Here is an 11,590-nt window from a genome sequence, read left to right as displayed (position 1 = left end):
AAGTAAACTACCGAGTGTAATTTCATCTATTTCCTGCCGAATCGAATTTATGACAGCTCCAACGCGCCTCACCGACCGCAAACGCGAAGCCATCATCCTGGCGGCCATCACCGAATTCCGTGCCAACGGTTTCGAAGTCACCAGCATGGACAAGATCGCGGCCACTGCCGGGGTGTCGAAGCGCACGGTGTACAACCATTTTCCGAGCAAGGAAGAGCTGTTCGCCGAAATTCTCAACCAGTTGTGGGCACGAATCAGCACCGAGCAAGCCGTGTCGTATCAGCCTGATCAACCCTTGCGCGATCAATTGCGAACGATGCTGCTGGCCAAACTGCAGATGATGGCTGACGACAATTTCATGAATCTGGCCCGTGTCGCCATCGCCGCCGCGATCCACTCGCCCGAACGCGCACAGAACATGGTGGCGCGCATGGGCGAGCGTGAGGAAAGCGTGACCGTGTGGATTCGCGCCGCTCAGGCAGACGGTCGGCTGAAACCGGTCGACCCGGAATTCGCCGCGCATCAGGTACAGGGCCTGCTCAAGTCTTTCGCCTTCTGGCCACAGATTTCCATGGGCCAGCCGGCGCTCGACAACGCAACGCAAAATGCCGTGGTCGAATCGGCGCTGGACATGTTCCTGGCCTGTTATCAGCTCTAGATCGAGCCTGCGCCACGATTAAATGGCTCACAAGGACACTGAATTTTCCCGCTGGAATAAATGACAATATCTGTCATTGACCGATGAACGGTCGCTCTGAAGAATTACACTGGAAAGTGTTTCAGAATGAATCTGGCGAAGAACCTCATGGATAACCAACGCGGCAAAGGCTTGTCATTCGCCAGACGCATTTACCTGCCACGTGCCATCGGTTTGGGCGTCGGTTTCTTCAGTGTCGGCGCCGCGCTGTATCCGTTGAACATGCCGGCCTGGCTCTGGGCGCTGTTGCTGTTCAATGGATTTCTCTGGCCCCACGTCGCCTATCAATGGTCGACCCGTTCGGCTTTCCCCTACCGCGCCGAACGTCGCAACCTGCTTTATGACTCGGTGTTCGGTGGTTTCTGGACCGCGTGTTTCCAGTTCAACCCGCTGACCGCCGTGACCATTCTGTCAATGATGACCATGAACAATGTGGCCGCCGGTGGCCGGCGGCTGTTCCTGCTCGGCGCCCTCGCCCAGCTGATCGGCGTGCTGTTGGGCTGGTCAGTGTTCGGGGTCAAGTTCAACCTGACCACCACGCAAACCCAGGTCTGGGCGTGCCTGCCGATGCTCACTCTTTATCCGCTTGCACTGGGGATGGTCTGTTACCAACTGGCGATCAAACTCGCCGAACACAAACGCACCTTGAGCGCCCTGAGCCGCACCGACAGCCTCACCGGCCTGCTCAACCACGGCGCCTGGAAAGACCTGCTGCACCTCAAGTTCCAGCAGTGCCGCGACCACAACAGCCAAGCCACCCTGGCACTGATCGACATCGATCATTTCAAGGTGATCAATGACAGTTACGGGCACATCGTCGGCGACGCGGTGCTGCAACAACTGAGTCGCGAACTGAAATCCGTGCTGGATGAAAGTGAGCTGGCCGGGCGTTACGGCGGCGACGAATTCTGCGTAATCCTGCCCAACCTGCCGCTGAGCAAAGCCGAAGCCCTGATGGAGCAACTGCGCCAGGCTCTGCATCAGTACCGCCATCCCGAGGTGCCCGAGTTGCGGGTCAGCCTGAGCATCGGACTGGCGCGTTTCCAACTGACCTGCCCGGACGCCCTCGACTGGCTGGATGACGCCGACAAAGCGTTGTACACCGCCAAGCACACGGGCCGTAACACGATCAGCGTAGCGTTGAGCCGTTCCAGCGCCTGACAAGCGTTGTACAAGATCCGGATCAACCACTTTCTTGTACAACTTTATAAACTTTGTATAAGATCGAGCTGTCAGCCTGGATGCTGGCACTATGAAGTCAACGCCGAACGTCGCCAGCATCTTCGGCCTGCCGCCGCGGGAACAGGGACAACACCTCTAGCCCTATTTCCGGAGCGCACCCAGTATGTTTTTCAATCGCCAGAAGTCTGTTGTCGACGACCTGCAACACACCCTCGCCCAGCAAACCGGCCTGCTCGAAGCCATCGACCGCTCCATGGCGGTGATCGAGTTCAATCTCGACGCGGTGGTGTTGCGCGCCAATGACAACTTTCTCAAGACCACGGGCTATACCGCCGAACAGGTGATCGGCCAGTCCCACCGCCAGTTCTGCCCACCGGAATTTGCCCGCAGCAGCCAGTACACCGAGCTTTGGTCGAAGCTGAAAAACGGTCAGTTCCAGTCCGGCACCTTCGAGCGCGTCGACAGCCAGGGCCGGCCGATCTGGCTCGAAGCCAGTTACAACCCGATCAAGGATGCTTCGGGTCGTGTGGTGAAAGTGGTCAAGTACGCCATGGACGTCACCGCCAAGGTGCAGCAAGAAAGTGAAGCCAACGCCAAACTGCAAGCCATCGACCGTGCCATGGCGGTGATTGAGTTCGACCTCAATGGCAATGTTCTTACAGCCAATCAGAATTTTCTGACACGCATGGGTTACACGCTCGCCGAACTCAAAGGTAAACATCACCGCTTGTTCTGCACTGCAGAGCTAGTCAACAGCAGTGCTTATGATGACTTCTGGCGCCGGCTCAATCAGGGTGAGTTTTTCCACGGCCAGTTCGAACGCGTCGACAAGCGCGGGCAAACCGTTTGGTTGGAAGCCAACTACAACCCGGTCTACGACGCCGCCGGCCGCTTGTGCAAAGTGGTGAAGTTTGCCTCGGACGTCACCGCCCGGGTCGAGCAGCACGAGCAGGATGCACGCAGTGCCAGCGCCGCTTATCACATTTCTGTCGCCACCCGAAAAGTCGCCGAGCAAGGCACGCAAGTGATCCAGCAAACGGCCAGCGAAATGCGCGAGATCGCCGATGACATCGCCGAATCTTCGAACCTGATCGCACAACTCGGCGAGCGCTCCGAACAGATCACCACCATCGTCAACACCATCCGTGCGATTGCCGATCAGACCAATTTGCTGGCCCTGAACGCCGCGATCGAAGCGGCACGGGCCGGCGAGCAAGGTCGCGGTTTTGCCGTAGTGGCCGATGAAGTGCGGCAACTGGCGGCACGCACCAGCGGCTCGACGGCAGAGATTTCCAACATGATCGGCCTGATCCAGAGCGAAACCCGTCAGGCGATCAAGAGCATGGACGGCACTCGTGGACGCGCGGCGCAAGGCGTCGAACTGGCGGATCAGGCGGGGACGGTGATTCTGCAGATTCGCGATGGCGCCAGCGAAGCCGTGGAAGCGGTGAGCATGTTTGCCAACGAGCGTGCGCCGGGATAAGGCCAACACGGGCGACGCAGGGCTATAGTGACTCAACGTCCCAAGCCTTGCCGAGCCCGTCATGACCACCGAAAAAACCGAATCCGCCGCCCCTGTCGATCACCTGCGCTTCCACCGCCCCCATGCCCACCTCAACACAACCTTCGGCAACGACAAGTTCGCCTTGCGGGCCGAGGCGTTTGCGCGATTCTTCGGTACGCCGACCTTCCTCGGCGCGCAGACCCTGATCGTGGTGCTGTGGGTGTGTCTCAACATGTTTGGCGTCACGAACTTCGACGTCTATCCGTTCATCCTGTTGAACCTGGCGTTCAGCCTGCAATCGGCCTATGCCGCACCGCTGATTCTGCTGGCCCAGACCCGTCAGGCCGCACGGGACAAGGCGCAATCCGACGCCGACGCGCAGCATCGCGAAGCCCTGGCTGTGGCCAATTCCGAGCGTCAGGTGCAGGCCGCAAAGAACACCGCGCAGTTGCTTGAGCTGCTGGAGCAGAACACCCGGCTCACCGAAATGACCAAGAACCTCACCGAGCGCATCGAAGGCCTGACCCGCGAACTGCACGATCACATGCGTCAGAACCCTCAGGCCTGATCACGGCAAACGCAGCGCCCGCCCGAGTTCATCGAACAGCGTGACCACCGAGCGCAACGCACGGCAGTCCGGGCGGGTCAGCAGCCAGAACGCGGTGTCATAACCGTGCAGCGGTTCGCTCAAGGCTCGCAGGCCTTCGGTGATCAGAAAGTCTGGCAACGCCGCGACGCCGAGCCCGGCACGCACCAGCTCCGTCACCGACAACATGCTGTTGCAGCGATAGCCCGGTGTCACGCCCGGCAAGTGCTGGCGACGCCAGACGACAGTCGGGTGATCGGGCAGGAAATCGTCCGGGGCGATCCAGGTCAGGGCGTTCAGATCGACCGCTTCAACATTTTGCAGATAACGCTCACTGGCGCAGACACGGTAGGAAATCTTCGCCAGCTCCCGTCCGACCAGGTGCTCCGGTGGCGTGCGCGTCAGGCGCAAGGCGATGTCGGCGTCGCGACGGCTGAGGTTGGCAAAGTCGTTGGAGGTGCTCAGTTCGATGGTCAGCGCCGGGTAGTTCGGCATGAACTGCGCCAATGCCGGCAGCAGCAGACCTTGCAGCACTGAGTCGGTACAGGTCAGGCGTACCGTGCCGCTGATCACTTCGCCGCCCTGCTCCACACCGATTCGCGCCGCCTCCAGTGCCTGCTCGGCGCGCTCGGCCTGCTCGGCCAAAGTCTGCGCAAGGCTGGTGGGCAGGTAACCGGCGCGGCTTTTTTCGAACAGTTGCTGACCGAGCGCGGCCTCCAGCCGGCGCACGGCGCGAAACACCGTCGACACGTCGACCTTCAGCAGCTGCGAGGCCCGGGCCAGAGAGCCGCCTCGCACCAGGGCGAGAATCAGCGCCAGATCCGGGAAGTCGAGTCGATAGTGCGTCGCTGCATTAATCACTTGGGGAAACGCCCATATTGAGTGCGTGAACGCCAATCTATAGTGAGCGTCATCCCTCAACAAGCACAGCGAACACTCATGGAATCCAGAGCCCTGCGCATCGCCCTGATCGGTGACTACGACCCGCAAGTCACCGCCCACCAAGCCATCCCCGTCGCCCTCGGGCTTGTGGCGGAACACATCCGCCGACCAGTCGATTTCGAATGGCTGTCCACTGAGCAAATCCACCTCGATACGCCGCTCGAAGGCTTCGACGGTTTCTGGTGCGTCCCGGCCAGCCCTTACAAGAGTGAAGCCGGCGCGCTGCGAGCCATCCGCTTTGCCCGCGAACAGCAGCGCCCGTTCCTCGGCACCTGCGGCGGTTTTCAACATGCGGTGCTGGAGTTTTCCCGCAACGTACTGGGCTGGGCCGATGCGGAGCATGGCGAAACCTCGCCCGAATCCAGCCGTGCGGTGCTCACGCCGCTGACCTGTTCGCTGGTGGAAGCGGTGGACAGCATCCATCTGGTGCCCGGTTCGTTGATCGCCAAGGCGTACGAAACGTCCGAGATTCGCGAAGGTTATCGCTGCCGTTTTGGTGTGAATCCGCAGTTCGAACGCGAATTGCTGACCCATGACCTACACGCCGTGGGCCACGATTCGGCAGGCGATCTGCGCGCCATCGAACTGAAAAACCATGTGTTCTTTGTCGCGACGTTGTTCCAGCCGGAACGTGCGGCGCTCAAAGGTCTATTGCCACCGCTGGTGCGGGCATTTGTCGAAGCCTGCACGGAGCAACGGGCATGATCGCCGAAACACCAGAAGCGCCGTACTACGCGGTGATCTTCACCTCAACCCGTACCGAAGGTGATCAGGGATATGCCGAAGCTGCCGAGCGCATGGTTGAACTGGCGCGCGAGCAACCGGGATTTCTCGGCGTGGAGTCGGCCCGAGGGGTGGATGGGCTCGGGATCACGACATCTTATTGGAACAGTGAAGCGGCGATTCTGGCGTGGAAACACCATCCCGAGCACCAGGCGATTCGCGAGCGCGGACGTTCGACCTGGTACTCGGCATGTCATACGCGGGTGTGCAAAGTGGAGCGCGATTATCGATTCGGATAGTCAGCCCTTCACCAGACTGCGCACCGCCACAATCTCCGGCACTTCGCGCTTGCTCATGTAAACGCGCAACGGCTCGGTGATGTTGATCCGGTCATCGATGTGCTGATCGAGCAGCAACTGGATCAACTCGCGCTTGAGGGTCATGGTCTGTTCGGTGGCCGGTGCCCAGACGAATTCGCTGGCGGGAATGATGCCGTCATCGGCCACGTCCATGCCGAACGAGTCTTCGCTGAAACGCACGATGTACTGGCCGGTCTTGCGATTGAGGCCGACAAAACCCTTGAGGTCGTCGGCCGCCTGGCAGATGAGTTGGGATGTGATGCGCATGGTAAACCTCACAAGAGTGATCGAAGGTTTACACGCAGGGCATTGAGGCACACCCTCTGCCGGGGTGGTCGCCGTGGCCAAGCGTACTGCAAACAAACGCACAAAAGTGCGGAAATTTTCGCTTTCAGTACGTTTATGTCGGTCTTGCGATAGCACGTTTTCGTTTGAGTTGCTAAAAGGGACATCTTCGAAAATACCTGCGAAAGGACCTCGACATGCCCGCCACGTTTACCAAAAGCGCTCTGCTGCTGAGCCTGATGCTCGGCCTCGGTCAGGCCCATGCTGCCAGCCAGCCAACCCCGGTTGCGCTCGCTGCCTCCGAGGGCATTCCGCACCCGGCGGTGATCGCCCACCGTGGCGCCTCCTTCGATGCACCGGAATCCACCGCAGCCTCCTACAAACTGGCCCGTGACCTCGGTGCCGATTACCTGGAAATGGACCTGCAGCGCAGCAAGGACGGCGTGCTGTTCGCCCTGCACGACAACAACCTGCAACGCACCACCGACGTCGCCAGCAAGTTCCCGGACCGCAAGGACAGCCCGGCCAACGCCTTCACCATGGCCGAACTGAAAACCCTGGATGCCGGCAGCTGGTACAACAAGGCCTACCCGGATCGCGCGCGTCCGTCCTACGCCGGCCTGAAGATTCTGACCCTGGACGAAATCATCGACATCGCCCAGGCCAACCCGCAGCACAAGCCGGGCCTGTACATCGAGACCAAGGAACCGCAACTGTTCCCCGGTATCGAGCACGACCTGAAGGAAAAACTCCAGGCTCGCGGCCTGCTGATCCCGGCCGGCGCCAAGCAGCCAAAAGACGCCACCAGCGTCGGCGCGGGCAACGGTAAAGTGATCCTGCAAACCTTCGAGAAGAACAGCCTCGAACTGCTGCAAAAGGAAATGCCGCAGGTGCCGAAGATTCTGTTGCTGTGGGTTGGCGAAGGCAGCATCGAGCCGAAATCCAAAGTGACTTTTGCCGACTCCGGCGAGAAGGACAAGAACACGTTCTACGGCAAACAAGAGCCGAAATCCGAAGCTGAATTCAAGCAATGGGTCGACTACGCCAAGGCTCAGGGCGCCATCGGCACCGGTCCTTCGGCCAAGCTGACCCACGGCGGCGATCAGAGCTATTCGGACCTCGTGCAGCCTTGGATGAACAAGTACACCCACGACAAGGGCATGCTGGTGCACGTCTACACCGTCGATGAGCCGGTGGACTACGAGAAAGTCATGGCTGCCGGAGTCGACGGCATCTTCACCAACCGTGCCAGCGAACTGCTGAAGTTCTACAAACGCCCGGCCGCCGCCAGTGTGGATCAGGTGTTGAAGAACAACGGTTTCTGATGCAACCGGACACCCCGTGGACAGGCCGCCTCTGGCTGGGGCACGACTATGGCCTGATCCACGGGATGTCGGGGCGCACTGCGCCCCACTCCCACTACGCTCACCAACTGATTCTTGCGCCTGACCGGCCGCTGACTGTGCTGGTCGAGGGCGAACCCGTCACCACTTCCCGCCTGCTGATTGCCTCGCAGACTCGCCATGCGATTGTCGAGGTGCCGGATCCTGTGTTCACCGTGTACGCCGAACCGTTGCGGTTTGAGGCTCAGGCGTTGCACGATGCGCTGTTCGACGTTGAGTTGTCGCTGACCGCACTGGATCACGCCATTGGCCAATGTCCGCGACGTGAGTTGAGCGATCCGCGAATCGAACGAGCCCTCGCCACTGTCGATGCTTCGCTGTCGAGCAAAGTTGCCGCCAGAGCCGTGGCTGATTCCGCCCACGTATCCATGAGCCAGTTGCAACGGTTGTTCGTCAGCCAGGTCGGCCTACCCGTGCGGCGACTGGTGTTGTGGCGACGATTGCGACTGGCGATGGCTTTAATAATCGCCGGCAGCCCGGTGACCGACGCCGCCCACGACGCCGGGTTTGCCGATTCCGCGCACTTCTCCCGCAGCCTGAAAAAACTCTTCGGCGTCACCGCCCGCCAGGCGTTGCAACACATCGAATTGCGTCTGCTGGACTGACTCAACGTCTCAAGCCCTCCGGTACTTTCGGTTCCTTGCCCAGCGTTGCCGGTTCGAACGGATCGAACAACTGCGCCATATAGTCCCGTGGAAAATCCGGACGACTGCCGATGCCCAGATCGCCCGCGCCGATCCGGTAATTCTCCGTGTAAAAACCGGTGCCCAGCAGCCAGTCCCAGAGGGTAAAGAACAGCCCGAAATTGACGTCACCGGCGCGCCCGTACTTCATGTGATGAAAACGGTGCAGCGGCGCCCAGGCGAAGATCCAGCGCAGCGGGCCAACGCGCATGTCGACGTTCGAATGCTGTAGCAACAGCTGGATTGCAATGGCGAATGCCAACAACACCGCGACCTCGGACGGAATGCCCAGCACCAGCAACGGCAGCAGCCCCGCCGTCGCCTCCAGCAATTGATGCAGCGGATGTTTCATCAAACCGTTGAACCCGTAGAGCCGTTCGACGCTGTGATGAATCGCGTGCAGCCGCCACATCCACGGCACGCGATGGCTGGCGTAATGCATCAGGCTCACGCCGGCATCGGCGATGAAAATCGCCAGACCGACTTGCAGCCACAGTGGCCAGCTCGACGGCCAAGCACCGTCAATCGCAATCAGAGTCACCAGCCCCGGCAATGCCAGCAGGCCGAGGGCGTTCAACGCTTCGTTGATCAACGCGTGGAGCATGTCGCGACGGCGATCGCCGGTCGGGCGGTTCCAGTTCATTTCATAAGGCAGCAGCCATTCGGCCGTGAACGATACCGCCAATGCCACAGCAAACAGCGGCATCAACCACAGTAGCGAATGCCCCGCCAACCCAATCCCGCCGCCGATGAATCCAAGCCAGAACAACGGCGCATACAACCACGAAAAAATGCGTTTCATGTCCACCTCCATTAATCGAAGGCAGAGCATGAAAGTTACCCGCGAACGGCGATTGAACAAACGACGCAAACACCCACGGCGTTTTTTTAAGGGTGAATTAAGTTGCGGTGGCTAACCTGAACTCACTTGAACGAATCACCCAAAGGAATAACCGATGAAAACCTTGACTGCCCTGTTTACCGCTGCCGCCCTGACCCTCACCGCTGGCCTGGCCCAGGCTGACGTTCGCGTCGATCAGATCCCTGAGCTGGTCAAGTCCGGCAAGATCAAGCCACTGGAAGAGCTGAACAAGATTGCCCTGGCCCTGCACCCGGGCGCGACCATCGTCGACACCGACCTGGACAACCATTTCAACGGCTATGAGTACGAAGTCGAGCTGCGTACTGCCGATGGCAAAGAATGGGACGTGGATCTGGATGCGGCAACCGGCAAGGTCCTGAGCAACAAGCAAGATCACTGATTGCCCCCACAATACAAAGCCGCACGATTTTCGGATCGTGCGGCTTTTTTGTGTCTGGCGTTTGGCTGAAACCATGTTTCGCCAGGGAGCCCCTACCCCCTCACCCCAGCCATCTCCCCCAGGGGGGCGAGGGGGAAAGGGAGCCGATCGGGGGATGCTCCAGTCCTGAGTTCAACACAAGATTTTCAGGTCGGTGTACTTCGAACATTCAACTCCGTCAGTCCCCTCTCCCTCGGGGAGAGGGCTAGGGTGAGGGGAACGGCTTCACGCGGTCGTGCTGACCAGCGAGCCAGACGTACTCGAATCAGACTCCTGCAACGCCGCCAACAACGCCGCCGTCGCCGTCTGCAACGAAGCCGAAGTCGTCGCGATCTGCGATTGCGCAGCCGCAACATCCGCCGCTTTAGCGTCCTGACTTTCCTGCTTGGCCTGGGCCGCTTGCAGCGCCTGTTGCTGCTCCTGCAATTGCTTTTGCAGCTCGGCAATCTGCTTGCGCAGTTCTTTCACCGTATCCGACTCATCGCTGCTGGAACTGCTGTCCCCCGATGGTGCGGCACCGCCGCCCGCCGCCACTTTGCTGGTGTCGGCCTTCACACCGGTACTGGCCGCTGCTGTGGTCGAGGTGTCGTCGCCCGTGTCGGCGATCGAGGTTTTGCTGGTGGGTGTGGTGACGGTCTGATTGATCGAAACAGACGTGATGCTGACCATGGGAAATCTCCAATGACGGTTATGAATAACCGGCCATCGGCGGCGGCCTGCACGAATTGAGATCGACTGTGTACCGACTCGGTAACCGGGCCGGTACACAGTCACTGGCGGATCAGACGCTCAGGCGAGCGGTGACGTCGTTCAGTTGGCCGGACAGACCGTGCAGGTTCTGGCTGGCACTTTCGGTGCGCTGCACGTTGTCGAGGTTGGTGCTGGCAATCGACGTGATCTCGGTCAGGTTGCGCGAGATGTCTTCGGCCACCGAGGTCTGCTCTTCGGCCGCCGTGGCGATCTGGCGGTTCATGTCGCGAATCGCTTCCACTGCGTGGGTGATGCGCTCGAGCATGGCGCCGGCCTGGGTCACTTGCTCGACGCTTTCATCGCTGCGGGTCTGGCCGCTGTCGATGGCGTGGGCCGCATCCACTGCGCCGGTCTGCACGCTCTGGATGATCTGGTTGATCTCGATGATCGACTCCGCCGTACGCTGCGCGAGGTTACGCACCTCATCGGCGACCACCGCAAAACCACGCCCGGCTTCACCGGCACGGGCCGCTTCGATGGCGGCGTTGAGCGCCAGCAGGTTGGTCTGCTCGGCGATCCCGCGAATCACTTCCAGCACCTTGCCGATGCGACCGCTGTCGGCTTCCAGACGACGGATGACCGTGGCGGTGTTGGCGATTTCGCCGCGCATCTGGGTGATGCTGTGGATGGTGCTCTGCATGACCTTTTCACCCTGCTGGGCGGACTGGTCGGCATCGTCGGCAGCACGCGCTGCGTCGGCCGCATGACGGGCGACTTCCTGGGCGGTGGCGGACATTTCGTTCATCGCCGTGGCCACCTGATCGGTGCGGTTGAACTGCTCGTTGGTACCGCCGGCCATCACGGTGGCGATGGCGTTCAACTCGCCGCTGGCGCTGTCCAGATCCTTGGCGCTGCGCTGCAGGTGGTTGAAGGTTTCAGCGAGGAAATCACGCAGGGTGTTGGCCGCGGCGGCCAGGTTGCCCAACTCGTCCTGACGGCTGCTGGACACACGCTCGACCAGACGGCCCTTGCTCAACTGGGTGACGTAGTCGATGAGTTTGCGGATCGGCTCGACCAGGTTGCGGTTGACCAGCCACAGGCTCAGCAAACCGATCAACAGGCCGGATGCGAGCATCACCAGAATCCCCAGCAACACGGTGCGATCAGCACTGGCACTGATCAGCGCCGACTGTTCGGTGCCCTGCTTGCGCAGTTCGCCCACCAGTTCGCTCATC

Annotated in this window: 14 protein-coding genes and 2 pseudogenes; 10 read left to right on the top strand and 6 right to left on the bottom strand. The window is 60.5% G+C overall.

Annotated elements, in window-relative coordinates; all coding sequences use genetic code 11:
* The first annotated feature begins 49 nt into the window (after nucleotides 1-49).
* The 5 genes and pseudogenes from AC1RR7_RS17960 (at nucleotide 50) to AC1RR7_RS17940 (ending at nucleotide 3,951) form a co-directional block, all read left to right on the top strand.
* Entirely contained in the window at nucleotides 50-658 is a 609-nt protein-coding gene (locus AC1RR7_RS17960; RefSeq protein WP_102621054.1) for a TetR/AcrR family transcriptional regulator, read from the top strand.
* Between the two features lie 147 nt (nucleotides 659-805).
* A complete protein-coding gene (locus AC1RR7_RS17955; protein ID WP_493158115.1) occupies nucleotides 806-1,858 on the top strand; it encodes a diguanylate cyclase in 1,053 nt (350 codons plus the stop codon).
* A 184-nt stretch (nucleotides 1,859-2,042) separates the two neighbouring features.
* Nucleotides 2,043-2,816: pseudogene (locus AC1RR7_RS17950) on the top strand (PAS domain-containing protein); the annotation flags it as partial.
* 87 nt (nucleotides 2,817-2,903) lie between these two features.
* Complete coding sequence (locus AC1RR7_RS17945) at nucleotides 2,904-3,362, top strand: methyl-accepting chemotaxis protein (protein WP_493158114.1); 459 nt, start codon at nucleotides 2,904-2,906, stop codon at nucleotides 3,360-3,362.
* Between the two features lie 61 nt (nucleotides 3,363-3,423).
* Entirely contained in the window at nucleotides 3,424-3,951 is a 528-nt protein-coding gene (locus AC1RR7_RS17940; RefSeq protein ID WP_493158083.1) for a DUF1003 domain-containing protein, read from the top strand.
* Here AC1RR7_RS17940 and AC1RR7_RS17935 read toward each other — a convergent pair whose 3' ends face one another.
* The gene (locus AC1RR7_RS17935) at nucleotides 3,952-4,893 is read right to left on the bottom strand and encodes a LysR family transcriptional regulator (protein ID WP_102621057.1); all 942 of its coding nucleotides are present in this window, start codon (nucleotides 4,891-4,893) and stop codon (nucleotides 3,952-3,954) included.
* Nucleotides 4,894-4,908: 15 nt separating this feature from the next.
* Here AC1RR7_RS17935 and AC1RR7_RS17930 point away from each other — a divergent pair, with 15 nt between their 5' ends.
* The gene (locus tag AC1RR7_RS17930; RefSeq protein ID WP_493158082.1) at nucleotides 4,909-5,616 is read left to right on the top strand and encodes a CTP synthase C-terminal region-related (seleno)protein; all 708 of its coding nucleotides are present in this window, start codon (nucleotides 4,909-4,911) and stop codon (nucleotides 5,614-5,616) included.
* Nucleotides 5,613-5,933, top strand: coding sequence for an antibiotic biosynthesis monooxygenase family protein (locus AC1RR7_RS17925; protein ID WP_493158081.1), 321 nt, complete (start codon nucleotides 5,613-5,615; stop codon nucleotides 5,931-5,933). Before AC1RR7_RS17930 ends, AC1RR7_RS17925 begins: the two co-directional genes overlap by 4 nt.
* Here AC1RR7_RS17925 and AC1RR7_RS17920 read toward each other — a convergent pair whose 3' ends face one another.
* Nucleotides 5,934-6,260, bottom strand: coding sequence for a DUF2025 family protein (locus AC1RR7_RS17920; protein WP_085730336.1), 327 nt, complete (start codon nucleotides 6,258-6,260; stop codon nucleotides 5,934-5,936).
* Nucleotides 6,261-6,475: 215 nt separating this feature from the next.
* Between AC1RR7_RS17920 and AC1RR7_RS17915 the strand changes: the two genes are divergently transcribed.
* On the top strand, nucleotides 6,476-7,603 hold the full coding sequence (locus AC1RR7_RS17915; protein ID WP_493158080.1) for a glycerophosphodiester phosphodiesterase: 1,128 nt from the start codon (nucleotides 6,476-6,478) through the stop codon (nucleotides 7,601-7,603).
* Nucleotides 7,603-8,286, top strand: coding sequence for a helix-turn-helix transcriptional regulator (locus AC1RR7_RS17910; RefSeq protein WP_493158079.1), 684 nt, complete (start codon nucleotides 7,603-7,605; stop codon nucleotides 8,284-8,286). Before AC1RR7_RS17915 ends, AC1RR7_RS17910 begins: the two co-directional genes overlap by 1 nt.
* Before the next feature lies 1 nt (nucleotide 8,287).
* On the opposite strand, the gene AC1RR7_RS17905 is transcribed toward AC1RR7_RS17910, so the two are convergent.
* Nucleotides 8,288-9,166, bottom strand: a complete 879-nt coding sequence (locus AC1RR7_RS17905; RefSeq protein ID WP_493158078.1) for a sterol desaturase family protein — start codon at nucleotides 9,164-9,166, stop codon at nucleotides 8,288-8,290.
* A 154-nt stretch (nucleotides 9,167-9,320) separates the two neighbouring features.
* Between AC1RR7_RS17905 and AC1RR7_RS17900 the strand changes: the two genes are divergently transcribed.
* On the top strand, nucleotides 9,321-9,626 hold the full coding sequence (locus AC1RR7_RS17900) for a PepSY domain-containing protein (protein ID WP_065259299.1): 306 nt from the start codon (nucleotides 9,321-9,323) through the stop codon (nucleotides 9,624-9,626).
* A gap of 264 nt (nucleotides 9,627-9,890) precedes the next feature.
* Here the strand turns inward: AC1RR7_RS17900 and AC1RR7_RS17895 are convergent, their stop codons facing one another.
* From AC1RR7_RS17895 to AC1RR7_RS17885, 3 genes and pseudogenes are all read right to left on the bottom strand, one after another.
* On the bottom strand, nucleotides 9,891-10,334 hold the full coding sequence (locus AC1RR7_RS17895; protein WP_493065980.1) for a hypothetical protein: 444 nt from the start codon (nucleotides 10,332-10,334) through the stop codon (nucleotides 9,891-9,893).
* A 112-nt stretch (nucleotides 10,335-10,446) separates the two neighbouring features.
* Complete coding sequence (locus AC1RR7_RS17890; protein WP_371858321.1) at nucleotides 10,447-11,151, bottom strand: methyl-accepting chemotaxis protein; 705 nt, start codon at nucleotides 11,149-11,151, stop codon at nucleotides 10,447-10,449.
* A 228-nt stretch (nucleotides 11,152-11,379) separates the two neighbouring features.
* Nucleotides 11,380-11,490: pseudogene (locus AC1RR7_RS17885) on the bottom strand (hypothetical protein); the annotation flags it as partial.
* Between the last annotated feature and the right edge of the window lie 100 nt (nucleotides 11,491-11,590).

The organism is Pseudomonas sp. GW821-FHT11G12, from assembly GCF_058808055.1.
This window is presented reverse-complemented; position numbering and strand designations above follow the sequence as displayed.